Source organism: Actinomadura sp. SCN-SB (assembly GCF_043906805.1).
GTDB lineage: Bacteria > Actinomycetota > Actinomycetes > Streptosporangiales > Streptosporangiaceae > Spirillospora.
Map to the genome: position 1 here is coordinate 1 of NZ_JBIMPP010000049.1, position 18,999 is coordinate 18,999.

Annotated in this window: 18 protein-coding genes and 1 pseudogene; 14 read left to right on the forward strand and 5 right to left on the reverse strand. The window is 72.5% G+C overall.

From position 1 onward, the window contains the following. Positions 1-446: pseudogene (locus tag ACGWYJ_RS26795) on the forward strand (hypothetical protein); the annotation flags it as partial. Here the strand turns inward: ACGWYJ_RS26795 and ACGWYJ_RS26800 are convergent. The 4 genes from ACGWYJ_RS26800 to ACGWYJ_RS26815 form a co-directional block, all read right to left on the reverse strand. Continuing rightward, on the reverse strand, positions 443-1,336 hold the full coding sequence (locus ACGWYJ_RS26800) for an A/G-specific adenine glycosylase (RefSeq protein WP_395109089.1): 894 nt from the start codon (positions 1,334-1,336) through the stop codon (positions 443-445). The pseudogene ACGWYJ_RS26795 and the gene ACGWYJ_RS26800 overlap by 4 nt on opposite strands. Positions 1,337-1,535: 199 nt before the next feature. Then, on the reverse strand, positions 1,536-2,618 hold the full coding sequence (disA, locus tag ACGWYJ_RS26805; protein WP_395109090.1) for a DNA integrity scanning diadenylate cyclase DisA: 1,083 nt from the start codon (positions 2,616-2,618) through the stop codon (positions 1,536-1,538). 115 nt (positions 2,619-2,733) lie between these two features. Continuing rightward, complete coding sequence (gene radA, locus ACGWYJ_RS26810) at positions 2,734-4,164, reverse strand: DNA repair protein RadA (protein WP_395109091.1); 1,431 nt, start codon at positions 4,162-4,164, stop codon at positions 2,734-2,736. 85 nt (positions 4,165-4,249) lie between these two features. Further along, positions 4,250-4,948, reverse strand: coding sequence for a class I SAM-dependent methyltransferase (locus tag ACGWYJ_RS26815; protein WP_285697513.1), 699 nt, complete (start codon positions 4,946-4,948; stop codon positions 4,250-4,252). Positions 4,949-5,137: 189 nt separating this feature from the next. Between ACGWYJ_RS26815 and ACGWYJ_RS26820 the strand changes: the two genes are divergently transcribed. The 11 genes from ACGWYJ_RS26820 to ACGWYJ_RS26870 all read left to right on the forward strand — a co-directional run bounded on the left by ACGWYJ_RS26820 (position 5,138) and on the right by ACGWYJ_RS26870 (position 15,369). Then, positions 5,138-6,022: a sugar phosphate isomerase/epimerase family protein gene (locus tag ACGWYJ_RS26820; protein ID WP_395109151.1), complete on the forward strand. Its 885-nt coding sequence runs from the start codon at positions 5,138-5,140 to the stop codon at positions 6,020-6,022. A gap of 18 nt (positions 6,023-6,040) precedes the next feature. Further along, positions 6,041-6,697 carry a TetR family transcriptional regulator gene (locus ACGWYJ_RS26825; protein WP_395109092.1) on the forward strand — a complete coding sequence of 219 codons (657 nt, stop codon included), beginning with the start codon at positions 6,041-6,043 and terminating at the stop codon, positions 6,695-6,697. A 107-nt stretch (positions 6,698-6,804) separates the two neighbouring features. Next, a complete protein-coding gene (locus tag ACGWYJ_RS26830) occupies positions 6,805-7,554 on the forward strand; it encodes an ABC transporter ATP-binding protein (RefSeq protein ID WP_395109093.1) in 750 nt (249 codons plus the stop codon). Beyond that, positions 7,551-8,285, forward strand: coding sequence for an ABC transporter permease (locus tag ACGWYJ_RS26835; RefSeq protein WP_395109094.1), 735 nt, complete (start codon positions 7,551-7,553; stop codon positions 8,283-8,285). The genes ACGWYJ_RS26830 and ACGWYJ_RS26835 overlap by 4 nt, the downstream gene beginning before the upstream one ends. An 87-nt stretch (positions 8,286-8,372) precedes the next feature. After that, positions 8,373-9,572 (forward strand): LCP family protein, encoded by a 1,200-nt coding sequence (locus ACGWYJ_RS26840; RefSeq protein ID WP_395109095.1) that lies wholly within the window; start codon positions 8,373-8,375, stop codon positions 9,570-9,572. An 87-nt stretch (positions 9,573-9,659) separates the two neighbouring features. After that, positions 9,660-10,580 carry a proline dehydrogenase family protein gene (locus ACGWYJ_RS26845; RefSeq protein ID WP_395109096.1) on the forward strand — a complete coding sequence of 307 codons (921 nt, stop codon included), beginning with the start codon at positions 9,660-9,662 and terminating at the stop codon, positions 10,578-10,580. Between the two features lie 109 nt (positions 10,581-10,689). Continuing rightward, the gene (proC, locus tag ACGWYJ_RS26850; RefSeq protein WP_395109098.1) at positions 10,690-11,484 is read left to right on the forward strand and encodes a pyrroline-5-carboxylate reductase; all 795 of its coding nucleotides are present in this window, start codon (positions 10,690-10,692) and stop codon (positions 11,482-11,484) included. 137 nt (positions 11,485-11,621) lie between these two features. Continuing rightward, entirely contained in the window at positions 11,622-12,053 is a 432-nt protein-coding gene (locus ACGWYJ_RS26855; protein WP_395109099.1) for a hypothetical protein, read from the forward strand. A 75-nt stretch (positions 12,054-12,128) separates the two neighbouring features. Beyond that, the gene (locus ACGWYJ_RS26860; protein WP_395109100.1) at positions 12,129-13,499 is read left to right on the forward strand and encodes an efflux RND transporter periplasmic adaptor subunit; all 1,371 of its coding nucleotides are present in this window, start codon (positions 12,129-12,131) and stop codon (positions 13,497-13,499) included. Continuing rightward, on the forward strand, positions 13,496-14,185 hold the full coding sequence (locus ACGWYJ_RS26865) for an ABC transporter ATP-binding protein (RefSeq protein WP_395109101.1): 690 nt from the start codon (positions 13,496-13,498) through the stop codon (positions 14,183-14,185). Before ACGWYJ_RS26860 ends, ACGWYJ_RS26865 begins: the two co-directional genes overlap by 4 nt. Next, on the forward strand, positions 14,182-15,369 hold the full coding sequence (locus tag ACGWYJ_RS26870) for an ABC transporter permease (RefSeq protein WP_395109102.1): 1,188 nt from the start codon (positions 14,182-14,184) through the stop codon (positions 15,367-15,369). The genes ACGWYJ_RS26865 and ACGWYJ_RS26870 overlap by 4 nt, the downstream gene beginning before the upstream one ends. A gap of 96 nt (positions 15,370-15,465) precedes the next feature. Here ACGWYJ_RS26870 and ACGWYJ_RS26875 read toward each other — a convergent pair whose 3' ends face one another. Then, positions 15,466-16,467 (reverse strand): alpha/beta hydrolase, encoded by a 1,002-nt coding sequence (locus tag ACGWYJ_RS26875; protein WP_395109103.1) that lies wholly within the window; start codon positions 16,465-16,467, stop codon positions 15,466-15,468. Between the two features lie 152 nt (positions 16,468-16,619). Here ACGWYJ_RS26875 and ACGWYJ_RS26880 point away from each other — a divergent pair, with 152 nt between their 5' ends. Together ACGWYJ_RS26880 and ACGWYJ_RS26885 are read left to right on the forward strand one after the other, a co-directional pair. Next, positions 16,620-17,837: an acetoin utilization protein AcuC gene (locus ACGWYJ_RS26880; RefSeq protein ID WP_395109104.1), complete on the forward strand. Its 1,218-nt coding sequence runs from the start codon at positions 16,620-16,622 to the stop codon at positions 17,835-17,837. Continuing rightward, the gene (locus ACGWYJ_RS26885) at positions 17,837-18,673 is read left to right on the forward strand and encodes a phosphatase (RefSeq protein ID WP_395109105.1); all 837 of its coding nucleotides are present in this window, start codon (positions 17,837-17,839) and stop codon (positions 18,671-18,673) included. Before ACGWYJ_RS26880 ends, ACGWYJ_RS26885 begins: the two co-directional genes overlap by 1 nt. Positions 18,674-18,999 lie beyond the last annotated feature (326 nt).

An 18,999-nucleotide genomic window follows, 5' to 3' on the forward strand; every position in this document is an offset into this window, starting at 1 on the left:
TGTGCCGAAGCCGTCCACGGTCCCCGACAGCCCGCCCCCGATCGAGGGCGCGGTCAACTTCAACAAGGACTGACCGGTTCGACAAGGACCGACCGGCTGAACAGGGCCCGTCCCCTCCGGGGGGCGGGCCCTTTCGCGTCCGGCCCACCGGCGGCTCCGGCACGGCGCTCACCCTGAACCACTCCGTCCCGCTGGAGTTCGCGGGCGGCACCGCCGGCGCGCTGTTCGCGGGGCTGGGCTGGGACGTGGCGTTCCTCGGCCTGGGGCTGTACCTGGCCGGAGAGGGCGTCGAGGACCCGGCGGCCTGGGAGGGCTCCCTGGACGTCCAGCGCTACTCCGCGAAGGTCATCGACGCCTGGGGCGAGGTGGTGTCGGGCTCGGCGGCCCCGGAGGAGATCGCGGCGGCGACGCAGGCCGCGCGGGCGCAGTTCACCCCGGATCTCTAGGCGGTGTGCCCCGGGAGGGCGTACCGGCCGTCGTCCAGGGGATCGACCAGACCGTCGGCGATCAGGGCGTCGAGGGCCCGTTCCCGCTGGACCGCCTCCGACCAGACGACATCGAGCGCGGCCTTCTCGACCGGGCCCTCCGCGTCCCGGAGGACGGCGAGGAGGCGGCCACGGCACTGGCGGTCCGTGCCCGCGTAGGTCTGGCCGCGGCGGGGCGGGCCGTCGTACGCGGGCCGTCCCGCCGCCTGCCATGCGCAGCGGGCGATGACCGGGCAGTCGACGCAGCGCGGGGAGCGGGCCGTGCAGACCAGGGCGCCCAGCTCCATGACGGCGACCGACCATCGGGCGGCGGTGGGCGGGTCCAGGGGCAGCAGCGACTCGGCCAGGCGGACCTCGTCCCTGCTCTGGGTCTTGGGCGGGTGCTCCGTACCCGAGCACAGGCGGGCCAGGACGCGCCGGACGTTGGTGTCCAGGACGGCGTGCCGCTGCCGGTAGGCGAAGCTGGCGACGGCGGCGGCGGTGTACGTCCCGATGCCCGGCAGGGCCAGCAGCTCGTCGTGGGAGGACGGGACCTCGCCCCCGTGCCGTTCGACGATCGCCGTGGCGGTCGCGTGGAGGCGCAGCGCGCGGCGGGGGTAGCCGAGCCGCCCCCACGCCCGTACCGCCTCACCGGACGGCTCGGCGGCGAGCGCCGCGGGCGTGGGCCAGCGCCGCATCCACTCGCCCCAGACCGGGAGGACGCGGGCGACGGGGGTCTGCTGGAGCATGATCTCGCTGACCAGGACGCCCCACGGGGTGGCCGACGCCGCCCGCCAGGGAAGGTCCCGGGCGTGCGTCTCGTACCAGTCGATGATCGGCTCTATGACCGGCTCGGTGTGCGAAGTGCTCATGATGCGCGGCCATTCTGGCACGGCCCGGAGGGCAGCCGCGCCACACCGGTCACACCCGTCGAAGGGTTTGTGTCAGGCGACACAGGTCACAACCTGACCGTTAGAGATGCGGGGCGGAGGGGTGCGGCGGTCCGTACCGGACCGTGATTTGGGCACGCGAGTAAAGGTCCGCCCGACGGGCGCTGGGGCGGGAACCCGCCTAGACGTAACGCTCCAAGATGGAGGACTCCGCGAGCCGGGACAGTCCCTCGCGGACGCTGCGGGCCCGCGCCTCGCCGACCCCGCCGACGGCCTGGAGGTCGTCGATGCTGGCGGCCAGCAGCTTCTGCAGCCCCCCGAAGTGCTCCACCAGCCGTTCCACCACCAGGCTCGGCAGCCGCGGGACCTTGGCCAGCAGCCGGTAGCCCTTGGGGCTGACCGGCAGGTCGAGCGCGTCCGGGCCGGTGAAGCCCATCACCTCGGCGACCGTGGACAGGTCCAGCAGCTCGTTGGCCGACAGCCCGTCCAGGTCCTCCAGGATGGCGTCGAAGCCGCGGTCACGGGCCTCCCGGGACGGGTAGTCGCGGACGATCAGCTCGCGGTCCACGTCCACGCCCGAGACCAGCTCGTCCAGTTGCAGGGACAGCAGCCGGCCGTCGGTGCCCAGCTCGACCACATAGCCCTCGATCTCGTCGGCGATCCGGCGCACCATCTCCAGGCGCTGCACGACGGCGCTGACGTCCCGGACGGTGACCAGGTCCTCGATCTCCAGGGCGGACAGCGTCCCGGACACCTCGTCGAGCCGCAGCTTGTAGCGTTCGAGCGTGGCCAGGGCCTGGTTGGCCTTGGACAGGATCGCCGCCGAGTCCTCCAGGACGTAGCGGATGCCGTCCAGGTAGAGCGCGATGATGTGCATCGACTGGCTGACCGAGATGACCGGGTAGCCGGTCTGCCTGGCCACCCGCTCGGCGGTGCGGTGCCGGGTGCCGGACTCCTCGGTGGGGATCGTCGAGTCGGGCACCAGGTGCACCGCGGCCCGCACGATCCGTGAGTGCGAGTCGTCGAGCACGATCGCGCCGTCCATCTTGGCCAGCTCGCGCAGCCGTGTCGCGGAGAACTCCACGTCGAGCTCGAAGCCGCCGGTGCACAGCTCCTCGACGAGCTTGTCGTACCCCAGCACGATCAGCCCGCCGGTGTGGCCCCGCAGGATTCGCTCCAGCCCGTCGCGGATGGGCGTGCCCGGCGCCACCGCGGCGAGTGTGGCGCGGCGTCGTTCGTCATGACCCTTGTCTGGTACTGGCACCTGGCCCCCGGGAGGTCGCTGGACGGCGTCAGTTTATCGAGGACACCTCGTCAGGGAGTCCTCACCTGGCCCTAAGCGTGAAGGGTGTGGCGCCTGTAGCCTGCCGTGACGCCTGTTAGGGCGCTGTAAAGGCGACCTGTAGCGCCTGCGTGAGGCTGTCCACTTCCATCACTTTCATCCCTTCATAGCTCATCAGTTGCGGGTCCGCGCGCTTGAGGGGGGACCCGTCCCCCAGTTCGAGCGATCCGCGCGGGACGACCGCGTGCTTGAACCCCAGCCGCGCCGCCTCGCCCAGCCGCCGCTGCACGCCGGGGACGACCCGGACCTCCCCGGCAAGGCCGACCTCGCCCACCGCGATCAGGCTGCCCGACAGCGACTGCTCCACCGTCGATCCGGCGACCGCCAGCGCCAGCGCCAGGTCGACGGAGGTCTCCGAGAGCCGCACGCCGCCGACCGTCGAGACGTACACGTCCTTCTCGTGCATGGAGATCTTGCACCGCTGCGCCAGCACGGCCAGCACCATCGCCACGCGCGAGGTGTCGAGGCCGGACGACGCGCGGCGCGGGGCGGGCAGGTGCGACTTGGCGACGAGGGCCTGCACCTCGGCGACCAGCGGGCGCCGCCCCTCCAGGGTCACGGTCACGCACGTCCCCGGCACGGGCTCCTCACGGCGGGTCAGGAACAGCCCGCTGGGGTCCGGGAGGCCGACGATGCCCACCTCCGACAGGTCGAAGCAGCCCAGTTCGTCGGTGGGGCCGTACCGGTTCTTCACCGCGCGGATCATCCGCAGCCTGCTGTGCCGGTCGCCCTCGAAGTACAGGACGACGTCCACCAGATGCTCCAGCAGGCGCGGCCCGGCGATCGCGCCCTCCTTGGTCACATGGCCGACCAGCACCACCGTGACGCCGCGCTCCTTGGCCACCCGGATGAGGTTGGCGGCGACCTCGCGGATCTGCGTCACCCCGCCAGGCGCGCCGTCCACCTCGGACGTGCCGATCGTCTGGATCGAGTCCACGACCACCAGCGAGGGCTCCACCGCGTCGATGTGCCCGAGGACCGCCGACAGCTCGGTCTCCGCGGCCAGGTACAGGTCGTCGGTGATCGCCCCGACCCGGTCGGCCCGCAGGCGGACCTGTTCCGCCGACTCCTCGCCCGTCACGTACAGGACGGGCGAACGCTCGGCGGCGTCCTGCCCGCCGGGGGCGGACGCCAGCGCCGCCACCTCAAGGAGCAGGGTGGACTTCCCGATGCCCGGCTCCCCGGCCAGCAGCAGCACGGCACCGGGCACCATGCCGCCGCCGAGGACCCGGTCCAGCTCGTCCAGGCCGGTGGCCCGCATGGTCGCCGACCGCACGTCCACCTGGCCGATCGGCCGCGCCGGAGCGCTGACCGGACCCGCCGTGACGACCCGCGCGGGCGTCGCCGTCCCGGCCTCGGCGACCGTCCCCCATGTCTGGCACTCCCCGCAACGCCCGACCCACTTGGACGTCTGCCATCCGCACTCCGTACAGCGGTAGGACGCCTTCGCGGTCTTCGCCCGGCTCATTTGGCTCGCTCCGTCCCCATGCGCGGAAGCGTAGAGCGCGGCTCCGTCATTTCGGGGGGCGTCGTTTCGAGGTCGTCTTTCAGGCTCAGGTGTAGCGCCACCAGAGGTTGACCGCGTAGTCCACCTCGTGGCCATCGTGCTCGCGCAGGGCGGCCTCGGCGACCTCCGGCGGGAAGTCGATGCGCAGGACGGCCTCCAGGTCGGCGCGGCTCTCGAAAGCCCAGCGGAAGGTCAGGGGCGAGCGCTGGTAGCCGCGCCGCGTCCAGAAGCGCTCCACGGCACGGGGGTCGTAGGACGGCAGCCAGCGCAGGAACCAGCGGCCGTAGGTCGAGCGGGTGGCGTCGGTGTCGATGATGAAGATCGCGCCGCCGCGCCGTGTCACCCGGTCGAGCTCGGCCAGGCCGGGCTCGCAGCCGGGACCGAAGAAGTACGCCCAGCGGGCGTGGACGACGTCCACGGAGGCGTCCGGGAGCGGCAGCGCCTGAGCGGCCCCCACCCGGACGGTGACGTTCGGCACATCGCGCACCCGGCGGCGGGCCGCGGCCGCCAGCCCGCCGTGCGGCTCCACCCCGATCACCTTGGCCGCCTCGCGGGCGAAGACGGGCAGGTGGAAGCCGGTTCCGCAGCCGACGTCCAGCACCGTGGCGCCGGTCCACGGACGGATCGCCCGCATCGCCGAGTCGAGCGTCCCGTCGGGGTCCACGGCGCGGTTGCCGATTTCGTACACTCGGGGCGAGTTCCAGATGTTCGGGCTCGGCACGGCCCCCGGTGCGATCTCGGCCATGGAAACCACCGTAGTCACTCCGGACGTTAAGAAATCAGGATCACCGCCCGCCGGGTGCCCGAAGGGCCACGCGGGCGCATAGGCTTTCGGTGCGTGCGCACCGCCGGGAGGCAGGGGGCCGACGGGCCCGACGGGCCCGGCGGGCACAGCATCAGGGAACTGCTCAGCGACCAGCCAGGCGAGGGAGCCTTGACCCCGCAGCACAATGGAGCCGCCACGCCGGCGATCCGGGTACCGGACGCGCCGATCACGCTCTCGACCGCGTCGGTCTATCCGGAGAAGGTGCCGAGCGCCTTCGAGATCGCCGCGCTGCTGGGCTATGACGGCGTCGAGGTCATGGTCTCGACGGATGCCTCCTCACAGGACCTCAACGTGCTGCGCCGGCTGTCGGACTACCACCAGGTGCCGATCAAGTCGATCCACTCGCCCTGCCTGCTGCTGACCCAGCGGGTGTGGGGACGGGAGCCCTGGGGGAAGTTAGTGCGATCCAAGGAGGTCGCGGAGGCGCTGGGGGCCGAGGTCGTCGTGGTGCATCCGCCGTTCCGCTGGCAGCGCGAGTACGCCCGCGAGTTCGTCGACGGGCTCGCCCGCATGCAGGAGGAGACCGACGTCCTGTTCGCCGTGGAGAACATGTTCCCGCTGAAGGCGCGCGGCGCCGAGGCGGGCATGTACCTGCCCGACTGGAACCCGGTCGATCAGGACTACCCCTACGTCACGCTGGACCTGTCGCACACCGCGGTGTCGGGGTCCGACGCGCTCGCCATGGCGGACGGGCTGGGGCGGCGCCTGCGTCACGTCCACCTGGCCGATGGCGTCGGCATCACCAACAAGGACGAGCACCTGGTGCCGGGACGGGGCAGCCAGCCGTGCGGCCCGATGCTGGAGCGGCTGGCCGAGGACGGCTACCGGGGCCACATCTGCCTGGAGGTCAACACGCGCCGCGCCGCGAGCCGCGCCCAGCGCATGGAGGACCTGGCCGAGGCGCTGGCGTTCGCCCGGCTCCACCTGGCCGCCGCCCACCGCACCTGGGAGGTCACGCCCGCCGGTGAGATCACCCAGCGGAGCCTGCGGTGACCACCGGGGGCAGCCGCGGTGCCTGAGCCGGCACGGCCGCCCCGGCGGCGCGAGCGACCGCAGAAGCCGGAACGGCAGGGGCCTGAACCGGGGCGCCGCTCGGGGCGCGGCCCGGGACGGCGCCCGGGGCCGACGGAGACCCGCGACGCGATCATCGCGGCCGCCCGCGACCTGTTCGCCGAGAAGGGGTACGACGGCGCGTCGCTGCGCGCCATCGCCCGTGCCGCCGGTGTGGATCCGGCCCTGGTGCACCACTTCTACGGCAACAAGGAGGGCGTGTTCGTCGAGGCCATGCGGTTCCCGATCGACCCGTCCCAGCTGGTGCCGAGGATTTTGGCGACGTCCAGGGACAAGCTTGGCGAGGCCATGGTCCGGGTGTTCCTGGAGGTGTGGCGCGACGAGGAGAAGCGCGCCCCGCTCGTCGCGATGCTGCGTTCGGCGATGACCAACGATCAGATCGCGGTGATGATGCGCCAGTTCGTCAGCTCTGCGCTGTTCGCCAAGGCGGCGGAGATCCACGGCATCCCGCTGCTGCGCCTCAACGCGGCGGTGGGTCAGATGATCGGCGTGGCGCTGCTGCGGTACGTGATCAAGGTGGAGCCGATCGCCTCGGCCACCGAGGACGAACTGATCGAGCTGCTGGCCCCGGCGCTCCAGCTCCACCTGGCTCCCTGACGTCTTCTTCCCTTGAGCGGCAGGTCAACGGGCCTGCCGCCGTTCGCCTGCCTTGTCATGTTCTGTGGCCCCTTGACCGGGCCCTGGTGCGGGCATAAATTCAACACATGATGAGTTCTAGTCCGAAGGCCGCCTCCGGGCCCGCGGTGATCGTGCGCGATCTGCGGGTGATCCGGGGCGGCAAGGAAGTCCTGCACGGGCTCACGTTCGACGTGCCGCGCGGCTCGGTCGTGGGGCTGCTCGGCCCGAGCGGCTGCGGCAAGACCACGCTGATGCGGGCGCTCGTGGGCGTGCAGATCGTCAAGGGCGGCGAGGTGACCGTGCTCGGCGAGCCCGCCGGGTCCAAGGGCCTGCGCCGCCGCGTCGGGTACTCGACCCAGACCCCCGCCGTCTACCTGGACCTGTCCGTACGCGAGAACCTGCGCTACTTCGCCGCCGTCCTGGGCGCCCCCCGCTCCGACGTCGACCGGGTCATCGACGAGGTCGGGCTCGGCGGCCAGCGCGACCAGGTCGCGGGGACGCTGTCGGGCGGCCAGCTCAGCCGCGCCAACCTGGCGGTCGCCCTGCTCGGCAGCCCCGAGCTGCTCGTCCTCGACGAGCCGACAGTGGGCCTCGACCCGGTGCTGCGCCAGGAGCTGTGGACGCTGTTCCGCGGCCTGGCCGACCGCGGCGTGACGCTGGTCGTCTCCAGCCACGTCATGGACGAGGCGGGGCGCACCGACCGGCTGCTGCTCATGCGCGAGGGGCACATCCTCGCCGACGGCACCCCCGACGGGCTGCGCACCCGCACCTCCACCGCCGACCTGGAGGCCGCGTTCCTGCACCTGATCGCCGAGCACGCGGGGAGCCACCGATGAGCATCACGATCACCCTGGCCACGATGCGCCGGATCCTGGGCCAGCTCCGCCATGACCACCGGACGATCGGCCTCATGGTCGGCGTCCCGTCGCTGCTGATGATCCTGCTGCGCTATGTCTTCGACACTCCCGGAGCCTTTGACCGGATCGGGCCAATGCTGCTGGGGCTGTTCCCGTTCGTGGTCATGTTCATCGTGACCAGCGTGGGAACGCTGCGCGAACGCACCGGCGGCACGCTGGAACGGCTGATGACGATGCCGACCGGCAGGCTCGACCTGCTGCTCGGCTACGCCCTGGCGTTCGGCCTGATCACGCTCGTGCAGGTCGGGGTGGTGCTGGGCATCTCGCTGACCTGGCTGGGCCTCGACCTGGCCGGCGCGGTGTGGTCGCTGGTGCTGGTGGCGGTGCTGAGCGCCCTGCTGGGGATGGCGCTGGGCCTGTTCGCCAGCGCGTTCGCCCGTACCGAATTCCAGGCGGTGCAGTTCATGCCCGCGTTCGTGCTGCCACAGACGCTGCTGTGCGGGTTGCTCGTCCCGCGCGAACGGATGGCGGGCTGGCTTGAGGCGATCTCGAACGTGCTGCCCCTGTCGTACGCGGTGGACGCGATGCAGCGGGTGACGCGGGAGCCCCACTTCTCGTCCGAACTGACCCGCGATGTGGTGGTCATCACCGTCTGCATGCTCCTGGCCCTGCTTTTGGGCGCCGCGACGCTGCGAAGGAGGACGGATTGACCGCGGTTTCCCCGAAGCGGAGCGGAGTTTTCCACAGCCTCCCCAAGATCTAAATGACCCTGGGAACTGCTGCTAATCTCGCGCTTCATGAATCCCGTTGAGCACCCGGGTTCCCGGCCGCGTTCGACCGGGGGCCCCGCCGTTCCCGGCTCCGGTGGCCCTGCCCCCTCGGGGCTCGGTTCCCTCCTGCCCGACGGCCCCGGCGGGCCGGGCGGGCCAGGTGGTTCCGGCGGTCCCGGCGGCCCCGGGCAGGACGGCCTGCCAGGGACGCCGCGCAAGCGCCGCTGGCCGCGGGTACTGGCCGCGGTCGGGGTGTTCATCCTGCTGATCGCTCTCGGCACCGGCGGCCTCATCTGGCAGCGCCAGTCGTCCTACAACGGCAACATCGACCGGCTCCCCGGCGTGATGCCGACCGGGAAGAAGCGTCCGGGCCCGAACGTCACCGGCACCGAGAACTGGCTGCTGGTCGGCTCCGACACCCGCGCCGAGGTGGGCACCACCGGCGAGGGCGGCGGCCGGCTCTGGAAGCCGGGCGCGCAGCGGTCGGACACGCTGATGCTGCTGCACCTGCCGGCCGACCGCAAGAAGGCGTACGTGATCTCGTTCCCGCGTGACTCCTGGGTGCAGATCCCCGGGTACGGCCCGCAGAAGATCAACGCGGCGTTCTCGTTCGGCGGTCCGCCGTTACTGATCGAGACGGTGGAGAACCTGACCGGGATCCGCATCGACCACTTCGGCGCGATCGACTTCAGCGGGTTCAAGGCGATGACCGACGCGCTCGGCGGCGTCGAGGTGACCATCGACCGCGGCAGCTACGACTCGGCCAACAAGGTGCGCTGGGAGGCGGGCAGGCAGCGGCTGGACGGGGAGCAGGCGCTGCTGTTCGTCCGGCAGCGGTACGGCCTGCCCAACGGCGACTTCGACCGGATCAAGCGGCAACAGGCGTTCCTGCGGGCGCTGGCGTCCAAGGCCGCGGAGGGCGGCACGATCACCAACCCGCTGAAGCTGGACCGGTTCCTGTCGGCGATGACCAAGTCGATCAGCGTGGACGACTCGGTGTCGGCGGGCAAGCTGCGCTCCCTGGCGCTCAGCCTGCGCGGCGTGGGTCCGGGCGACGTCACGTTCCTCACCGCGCCCTACACCGGCACCGGCCAGCGCGGCAGCCAGAGCGTGGTGCTGCTGGACAAGGCGAAGTCGCAGCTGCTGTTCCAGGCGGTGCGCCAGGCGGAGGTCGACAAGTACGTCCAGCAGTACGGTGGCGCGAACCGCGTCGGCACCGTCTCGTGAGGTCCGCCGCGATTCAGGCTCCTTCTCCAGGCTATTAACCTGAGGATGGCGGGACGGCCGCCGATCCGTCCGGAGAAGGGATGGACAGTGCTTCGTCAGGTCCTGCTGGCCGCGTCGCGCAGCGACCGCGTGCGCACGCTCGTGGAGACCTCGCCGATGACCCGTGACATGGTGCGCCGTTTCATCCCGGGCGAGACCATGGACCAGGCCTTGGACGTCGCCGGAGACCTGACCCGCGAGGGCCTGCTGGTCACGCTGGACGTGCTGGGCGAGTTCGCTTGCGACGCCGGGCAGGCCCGCGCGATGGTCGACCACTACGTGGAGCTGCTGGAACGGCTGGCCTCGACGGGCCTGGCCCAGCAGGCCGAGGTGTCGCTCAAGCTGACCGCGATCGGGCAGGCGTTCGACGAGGACGTCGCGCTGGAGAACGCCCGCCGCGTCTGCACCGCCGCCCGGTCCGCGGGGACCACGGTCACGCTCGACATGGAGGATTACGAGCACGTCGACTCGACCCTGCGGATCCTGATGGAGCTGCGGCGCGACTTCCCGGACACGGGCGGGGTCGTCCAGGCGTACCTGCGGCGCGCGGAGGAGCACTGCGCCGAGCTGGCCTACGAGGGCTCGCGGGTGCGGCTGTGCAAGGGGGCCTACGGGGCGCCTGACGATGTCGCGTTCACCGACAAGGCCGAGGTCGACAAGTCGTACGTGCGGTGCATGAAGGTGCTGATGGGCGGCAAGGGCTACCCGATGCTGGCCACGCACGACCCGAGGCTGGTGGACATCGCGGGCGCGCTGGCCGTCCTGTTCGACCGTGACCCGAGTTCCTTCGAGTACCAGATGCTCTACGGGATCCGCCCGCAGGAGCAGCGGCGGCTGGCGTCCCAGGGCGCGCAGGTGCGGGTGTACGTCGCGTACGGGGACCAGTGGTACGGCTACTTCATGCGCCGCCTGGCCGAGCGCCCGGCGAATTTGCGCTTCTTTCTCCGCTCCCTGATGTCGCGGTCCTGATGGCACGGTCCTGACGGGCCGGGCACCGCGGGCGTCCGCGGGCCGGTGGTGCTCCGTAGGGTCGCTAGGCTGGGAACGGTCAATGGAATTCCCGTGTCAAGGTGCGTCGATGATCGCGATTCTGGGTGCCGGCAAGATGGGCGAGGCGCTGCTGTCCGGGGTGCTCCGGGCGGGCCGCCGGCCGTCGGAGCTGATGGCCACGGTCCGCAGGGAGGAGCGCGGCGCGCTGCTGCGCGAGCGGTACGGCATCGAGATCGTCCGCAACGCGGAGGCCGCGTCCGCCGCCGACGTGCTGGTCCTGGCGGTCAAGCCGCAGGACATGGGGGTGCTCCTGGACGAGGTGGGCCCCATCGTGGAGCCGGGCCGGCTGGTGATCTCGATGGCGGCGGGCATCACGACCGGGTTCATCGAGGAGCGGCTGCCGGAGGGCGTACCGGTGGTGCGGGTGATGTCCAACACGCCGGTGCACGTGGACGAGGCGATGAGCGTGATCTCGGCCGGCTCGCACGCGGGCGAGGAGCACCTCAAGCTGGCCGAGGAGCTGCTGTCGCCGGTCGGCAAGGTGATGCGGCTGCCGGAAAGCCTCCAGGACGGCGCGACCGCCCTGTCGGGCAGCGGGCCCGCGTACTTCTACTACCTGGTCGAGGCGATGGTGGACGCGGGCATCCTGCTGGGGATGCCGCGGGCGGCGGCGCTGGAGATGGTGATCCAGTCGGCGGTGGGCGCGGCGGTGATGCTGCGCGACTCCGGCGAGCACCCGGTGATGCTGCGGGAGGCGGTGACCTCGCCGGGCGGCACGACGATCTCGGCGATCCGCGAGCTGGAACGGCACGGTGTCCGCGCGGCCGTCCTGGAGGCGATCGAGGCCGCGCGCAACCGCGGCCGGGAGCTGGCCGGCGGCTGACCGCACGCTGACCACGGCCGCCACGGCTGACCACGGCCGGCCGCGGCTGGCCGGGGGACCGGCTGCTGGTCCTTTTCGCGGGATATGTCACACATTGTTGTTTGACCCACCACGAAAGTGCTGTACGTGTAAGGGGCATGGGAATACTGCTGCGACTGCTGGTGGCCGCCGGTCTGGCCGTTGATGCCTATGTTCATTGGGATTTCGCCCCGGACATGGGCTTCGTCGAGGGCGGGAGCATCGGCGGCGACACTCTCTTCCGCGTGCAGGCGGTGGTGGCGGCGCTGGCGGCGCTGCTGATCCTGGCGCTGGCCCGGCGGTGGACCTACGCGGTGGCGTTCCTGGTCGCGGTGAGCGTGCTCGGCGCGATGTTCCTGTACTACTTCCTGGACGTGGGTTCGGTCGGCCCGTTCCCGGACATGTACGACCCGTCCTGGTACCAGGAGAAGACGATCGCGCTGATCGGGGAGGGCGTGGCGGCCGCCGCCGCGCTGATCGGCTTCCTGACCGGGGGGCGGCGTTCGCCCGGCCGCGCGCCGGGCGAGCCGAGCGAGACCGCGACCGTCTGAGCGACCCCCCCGGGACGGTCAGCCGATGCCGGATAAATACTGACGCGACAGTAAGGTCGCTCTTACGATGCCCTCGTGGCTTCCCGGCGGTCCCTTCCTCCCGCGTCTCTCCTCGTCCTCGCCCTCCTGCTGGCCGGGCAGCTCAGCGCCTGCTCGGGCGGGGACTCCGGCGAGGACCGCGTCCAGATCGGGCGGGCGTCGCGCGCCGACGTGACCGAGCTGGTCGAGGCGCCCGCGAAGGTGGCCGCCCGCGCGACCGCGACGCTGCGGGCACCGGCCGAGGGCACGATCAAACGGCTGTACGTGGCGGACGGCGACGAGGTCGAGAAGGGCGAGGTTCTCGCGACGATCGACTCGCCGTCCGCGCGGGAGCAGCTCGCGCGGGCCCGCGAGGCGGACGGCTCGGTCGCCGGAAGCGGTGCGGCCGTCCCGGCGGGCCTCGACCTGACCGCGTTCCAGCGCGGGACCGACCGTACGGCGCGGGACGGGTTCGCGGAGGCCAGGAAGGTGGCCGCGCAGATCCCCGACCCGGGGCGGCGGGCGAGCGTCCTCGCCGGGATCACCAAGGCGGAGGGCGAGTACCGGGCGGCGTCGCGGGCCGCCCGTGAGGCGGTGGCGCGGCTCAACGCCGGGCTCGGCAGCGTGGGGCAGGCGGTCTCGTCCATCACGGCGGCGCAGCGGGTGCAGACCCGCGCGGCGGTGCGGTCCGCCGAGCGGACCGTGCGGGCGCTGACGATCAAGGCGCCGTTCGACGGCGTGGTGGGCCTGGGCGGGCCCGCGTCGGGCGCGGGCGGGCTCGGCGGCATGCTGGACCAGCTCCCGCAGGGCCTTCCCGGCGGTGCCGCATCCCTCCCCGGAGGCGCGGCGCTCGGCGGCGGGGCTGCCAAGGACGCCGCCTCGATCGCAACGGGCGCGCCCATCTCGGCAGGGGACGCGGTGGTCACGGTCACCGACGTGTCGAGGCTGTCTCTCACGGCGGACGTGGACGAGACCGACGTGCTGCGGGTCACCGAGGGCGTGCGCGCGGACGTGGAGTTCGACGCGGTCCAGGGCGGCACGTACACGGCGGAGGTGACCGGGGTAGGGGCCACGCCCTCGGAGGCCACGGGCGGCGGCGTCAGCTACAAGGTCACGCTGTCCCTCGGCAACGGGACCCTGTCCGGCGGAGGGGCCGCGCCGCGTCCCAAGCCGGGCATGAGCGCGGTGGTGAACCTGCGCGTCCACGAGCGGCGCGGCGTGCTGTCCGTGCCGTCGTCGGCGATCGTCAGCAGCGGCCGGGAGTCGATCGTGTGGGTCGTCGCCGGGGGACGGGCACAGCGCCGCGTGGTCGGCCTGGGCGCGCAGGGGGACACCACGGTCGAGGTCGTCCGGGGCCTGCGCGAGGGGGAGCGGATCGTCGTGCGCGGCGCGGACTCCGTCCGGCAGGGCCAGGAACTGGCGCCGTGACCGAACCGGCCCTGGAGGCGGTGGACGTCACCCGCGCGTACACCATGGAGGGCGTCGAGGTGCAGGCGCTGCGCGGCGTGAGCCTGCGGATCGACGAGGGCGAGTTCGTGGCGATCGTGGGGCCGTCCGGGTCGGGCAAGTCCACGCTCATGCACCTGCTGGGCTGCCTGGACCGGCCCACCTCCGGCACGCTGCGGATCGGCGGCCGGGACGTGGCGCGGCTGTCGGGCAACGAGCTGGCGGAGCTGCGCAACTCCCTGATCGGGTTCGTGTTCCAGTCGTTCCACCTGCTGCCCAGGACGACCGCGCGGGAGAACGTGGCGCTGCCCCTGGTCTACCGGGGCGTGCCCCGGGCCGAGCGCAGGCGCCGGGCCGTCGACGCCCTCACCTCGGTCGGGCTGGGGCACCGCGTCGGGCACCGTCCCGGCCAGATGTCGGGCGGCGAGCAGCAGCGGGTGGCGATCGCGCGGGCGCTGGTCGGCGCCCCGCGGGTGGTGCTGGCGGACGAGCCCACGGGCAACCTCGACACCCGCACCGGGCACGAGGTCATGGACCTGCTCGAACGGCTCAACCGGGAGCGGGGCGTGGCCGTCGTCCTGGTCACGCACGAGCCGGACGTCGCGGAGCGGGCCCGCCGCCGCGTCCACATCCGCGACGGCCTCATCGAACGCGACGAGTCCGCATGAGGGTCGGCGAGTCGCTGCGGGTGGCGCTGGAGGCGCTGCGGGTCAACCGGCTGCGCAGCGCGCTGACCATGTTCGGCGTGGTGATCGGGGTCGCGGCCGTGGTGGTGCTGGTCGCGATCGGGTCCGGGGCGCGCGACCTGGTCGAGAGCGAGATCGAGGGGCTCGGCTCCAACATCATCTTCGTGGCGCCGGGGCAGATCGGTGTCGGCTCGCCGCCGTCCATCAGCCGGATGCGGCTGGACGACGTCGCCTACCTCGGCCGGGTCGTGGGGGACGAGAGCCGCGTGGCCGCGGCCGTCAGCTCCGGGGAGACGGTGCGGGCGGGCCGGGAGGAGACGTACGCCGGCATCATGGGCGCCAACCAGAACCTGCGGAACGTGTTCGACCGCCCGTTGCGCCGCGGACGGTACCTCAGCGAGACCGACGTCGACACGCGGCGCCGGGTGGTGGTGCTCGGATCCACGGTCGCGCGGCGGCTGTTCGGGGACGTGGACCCGATCGGGCGGCAGGTCACCATCGCGGGCGGCGCCCGGTTCCGGGTGGTCGGGGTGCTGGAGGAGGTCGGGCAGACCTTCGGGCAGGCCAGGGACGCGGAGGTGCACATCCCGGTGACCACGGCCCAGCGGCTGTTCGGCGTCACCAGGATCGACGTGCTGGCCGTCCGCGCCCCGTCCAGCGAGGCGATCCCGCGGTTGCAGCGCGAGATCGTGGACGCGCTCCAGACCCGCTACCAGGGCGAGCGCTTCACGGCGATCACCCAGACCCAGTTGCTCGGCACCATCGGCACCGTGCTGAGCGCGCTCACCGGGGTGCTGGCCGCCATCGCCGCGATCTCGCTGCTGGTGGGCGGGGTCGGGGTGTCCAACATCATGCTGGTGGGGGTGCGCGAGCGGACCCGCGAGATCGGGCTGCGCAAGGCCCTGGGCGCCCGCCAGCGGGACATCCTCGCCCAGTTCCTGGCGGAGGCGGTGATGCTGACGACGCTGGGCGGCCTGGCCGGGATCGCGCTCGGCGCGGGCGCGTCGGCGCTGATCTCGGCGCTGTCGCCGGTGCCGGCCACGATCACCTGGTGGTCTCCGGTGCTGGCGTTCGTGGTCTCCGCGGCGGTCGGGGTGTTCTTCGGCGTCATGCCGGCCCGCCGGGCGGGACGCCTGGACCCGGTGATCGCGCTCCGTGCCGAGTGACCGTCCCGTACCCGATGATCGTCCCTCGGCGCCTGGCGAGGGGCTTCCGCGGGGCCGCGGCCGTCCGCCCGGCGACCCCGCGGAAGCGCCTCAGGCTCAGGCCGCCTCGCTCTCCGCGTCCCGCGCGCCCCGGACGAGGGAGCGGACGAAGGCGGACGTCTCGTCCATCGCCGCGCTCGCCTCGGGCAGGACGCGGTGGAACATCTGGAAGACGTGCATCTGGCCCTTCCACACCTGGAGCCGGCAGTCGCAGCCCGCCGCGTCCAGCGCCTCGGCGAGGGCCTCCGCCTCGGACTTGAGCACCTCCGCCCCGCCCACCTGGATCAGGAACGGGGGCGTGTCCGTCCAGGAGCAGTTCAGCAGCGCCAGGCGGGGGTCGTCCGCGTCCGCCTGGCCGACGACGAGCCGGGCCACGCGCCGCGCCGAGTGGGGGCTGATGTACGGGTCCCGCGCGAGCCGCTGCGCTCGGCTGGCCAGTTCGCAGGTCAGATCGACCCAGGGGGAGTACAGGACCGTCCCGGCGGGGCGTGGCAGGCCCGTCCGGCAGATCTCGCCGGTCAGCGACGCGGCCAGGTGCCCGCCCGCGGAGTCGCCCGCGATGACGATGCCGTCCGCGGGGATGCCCTGGTCCATCAGCCAGTGGTACGCGGCCAGGGCGTCCTCCAGCGCGGCCGGGAAGGGGTGCTCGGGCGCCAGCCGGTAGCGCGGCGCGAAGACCGGGAGGCCGGTGCCCTGCGCCAGCCTGCACGTGATCGGCCGGTGCGTGCGGGGCGAGCAGACCACGTAGCCGCCGCCGTGCAGGTAGAGGACGGCTCCGGCGGGCGGCCTCCCGTTCTTCCCGGCGTGCCGGGCGATGATCCATTCGCCGTGGATCGCGGGCCGTCCGCCGGCCTCGGGCTCGTCCACCGAGCGGACCCGGACCCCCAGGGTCGGCGGCATCAGCCGGGCCGCCAGGTCCATGGTGGAACGGGCGGTGCGGATGCCGATCGCGTATCCGGGCACGTGGTGGACGAAGGGCCGCGCTCCGAACCGGATCGCCCCCGTCACCGCCAGGCTGCGGAGGCTCGGGGCGCGTTCGCAGGCGCTCTCCGGTTCCATATCGCCCCCATCCCCCCGTTTCCGGCGTGTTACCTCTATGCCCGTTTTTCGCTGATAGTTCACTCGGCAACGGCTTTGTGCGCCTGGGCGGTCGCATCACTGTGACCCAGGCCACGCGGCAGGTTTCGGGCAGGTGACGGTAGCGTGTGCCCATGAGCGGCACCCCGTCCCAGGAAACCCCGGCCGGTTGCGGGCTGGAGGTCCTGTGGGACGACCGGCTCATCACCTACGACTTCGGCTCCGGCCACCCCCTCAACCCCGTCCGGGTCGAGCTGACCATGGCGCTGGCCCGCGAGTTCGGCCTGCTCGACCGGCCGAACGTCCGGGTCGTCCCGTTCGAGACGGCCGACGACAAGCTGCTCGGGCTCGTCCACGACGAGGGCTACATCGCGGCCGTCAAGCGCTGCGGCGAGACCGGCCTGCCCGATCCGCGGCATGGCATCGGCAGCACCGACAACCCGGTGTTCCTGGGCATGCACGACGCGTCCGCGCTGGTCGCCGGGGCATCGGTCGCGGCCGCCCGCGCCGTGTGGACCGGCGGGTCCGAGCACGCCGCGAACATCGCCGGCGGCCTGCACCACGCCCTCGCCGACGCGGCCAGCGGGTTCTGCGTCTACAACGACCCGGCGATCGCGATCGCCTGGCTGCTGGACAACGGGGCCGAGCGGGTCGCGTACGTGGACGTCGACGTCCACCACGGCGACGGCGTCCAGGCGGCGTTCTACGACGATCCGCGGGTGCTGACGATCAGCCTGCACGAGTCGCCGCGGACGCTGTTCCCCGGCACGGGGTTCCCCGGCGAGGCCGGCGGGCCGGGAGCCGAGGGCACCGCGGTGAACGTCGCGCTCCCGCCCGGCACCGGCGACGGCCAGTGGCTGCGCGCGTTCGACGCGATCGTGCCGCCGCTGCTGGAGGCGTTCCGGCCGGAGATCCTGGTCACCCAGCACGGCTGCGACAGCCACTCCCTGGACCCGCTCGCCCACCTGACCCTCAGCGTGGACGGCCAGCGCACGGCGTACGCGAGGCTGCACCGGCTGGCGCACCGGCTGGCCGGCGGGCGGTGGCTGGTGACGGGCGGCGGCGGATACGAGCTGGTCCAGGTGGTGCCGAGGGCCTGGACGCACCTGCTCGCCGAGGCCGCGGGCGGTCCCATCGACCCGGAGACCGCCACGCCCGATCCCTGGCGCGAGTTCGTACGCGAACGCACCGAGGAGATCGCGCCGCGCCGGATGACCGACGGCACGGCCGAGGTGCCGGTGGCGGCCTGGGCGGACGGCATCGACCCCGCGAGCCCGCTCGACCAGGCGGTGCTGGCGACCCGGCGCGCGGTGTTCCCCGAGCACGGCCTCGACCCCATGACGGACGGCTGATGGCGTCCACCACACCGTCCAGCGCGCCGTCCAGCGCGCCGAGCCGGGCCGAGCTGCGCCGGCACCTGGTCCGCACGATGATCGCCGGTGACGTGGCGACGCCGCGCCAGAACAACCTGCTGCACTACCGGCGGATGGCGGCGCGCAACCCCTACTACATGTTCGGGCTCGACCTCAAGCCCACCTGGACGGAACGGGACGTCCTGGAGGTCATGGTGGAGCGCTGCGGCGTCAACCCCGACCCCAGGCACGTCTACGGCGACGACACCATCGACCCCGACCTGACCATCGACGCCCTGGAGGCCATGGGCGAGCGGATCGGGGAGGCCGCGCGGCGGTGCGAGACCGTGGTCCTGGCGACCGGGCACCCGGCCACCCTGAGCCCGGTCTACGAGGCGGTCGCCCATGCCCTGCGGGAGGCGGGCTGCCGCATCCCCACGCCCGCCGCCGGCTGGTCGTACGAGGCCGAGACCGCCTACGGGATCGCCAAGACCCGGCGGATCGTCTACTCGCCCGGCGGCGTGGCGATGCTGGAGGGACGGTCGGGGCGCACCCATCACACCCACGACCCGTTCCCGATGGAGGCGATGCTGGCCGAGCTCGCAGCCGAATCAGGCGATTGGCCGGATCTGGCCATCGCGGACCATGGCTGGGCCGGCGCCGCCGGGGAGGCGGGCATCGACACCGTGGGGTTCGCTGACTGTAACGATCCCGCGCTGTTCGTCGGCGCCGCCGAAGGCAAGATCGATGTGGTGGTCCCGTTGGACGACGGCGTGGCGCCGCCCCACTACGCGCCTCTGACCGCCTACATCCTGGACCGCGCCGGTCTGGCCTGACCGTCCCGGGCCGCTCCGCCCGCCGCCCGTGACCCCGCCGTGGCGTTCCGCCACCCCTGGCCCGGCGCCGTCCGGTCACTCAATGTGACGCAAGAGTCATCGCGGGACTGCGGGGTGCGCCGGAACGCCCATCAACGCTTGAGTCGCAGGTCATCGGGTGGTTTCGGGTGATGGTCAGGCACCACGCCACGCTGTGTGCCACCGCGCCCACGTTGCGTTCGCAATAACACTGTGGCGGCAGGGAAAGGGTGAGGGTACGTAAATGGGTGGAACCCCCCTCTTGCGACTACCGATACACGATTTACGCTGGGGGAAGAACACGTGCG

Excerpts from the sequence above, each read along its gene's own strand:
- proC (WP_395109098.1), top strand. The coding sequence starts at position 10,690 with ATGATCGCGATTCTGGGTGCCGGCAAGATGGGCGAGGCGCTGCTGTCC.
- ACGWYJ_RS26840 (WP_395109095.1), top strand. The coding sequence starts at position 8,373 with ATGAATCCCGTTGAGCACCCGGGTTCCCGGCCGCGTTCGACCGGGGGC.
- radA (WP_395109091.1), bottom strand. The coding sequence starts at position 4,164 with ATGAGCCGGGCGAAGACCGCGAAGGCGTCCTACCGCTGTACGGAGTGC.
- ACGWYJ_RS26855 (WP_395109099.1), top strand. The coding sequence starts at position 11,622 with ATGGGAATACTGCTGCGACTGCTGGTGGCCGCCGGTCTGGCCGTTGAT.
- ACGWYJ_RS26875 (WP_395109103.1), bottom strand. The coding sequence starts at position 16,467 with ATGGAACCGGAGAGCGCCTGCGAACGCGCCCCGAGCCTCCGCAGCCTG.
- ACGWYJ_RS26880 (WP_395109104.1), top strand. The coding sequence starts at position 16,620 with ATGAGCGGCACCCCGTCCCAGGAAACCCCGGCCGGTTGCGGGCTGGAG.
- ACGWYJ_RS26835 (WP_395109094.1), top strand. The coding sequence starts at position 7,551 with ATGAGCATCACGATCACCCTGGCCACGATGCGCCGGATCCTGGGCCAG.
- ACGWYJ_RS26870 (WP_395109102.1), top strand. The coding sequence starts at position 14,182 with ATGAGGGTCGGCGAGTCGCTGCGGGTGGCGCTGGAGGCGCTGCGGGTC.
- ACGWYJ_RS26815 (WP_285697513.1), bottom strand. The coding sequence starts at position 4,948 with ATGGCCGAGATCGCACCGGGGGCCGTGCCGAGCCCGAACATCTGGAAC.
- ACGWYJ_RS26830 (WP_395109093.1), top strand. The coding sequence starts at position 6,805 with ATGATGAGTTCTAGTCCGAAGGCCGCCTCCGGGCCCGCGGTGATCGTG.
- ACGWYJ_RS26800 (WP_395109089.1), bottom strand. The coding sequence starts at position 1,336 with ATGAGCACTTCGCACACCGAGCCGGTCATAGAGCCGATCATCGACTGG.
- ACGWYJ_RS26885 (WP_395109105.1), top strand. The coding sequence starts at position 17,837 with ATGGCGTCCACCACACCGTCCAGCGCGCCGTCCAGCGCGCCGAGCCGG.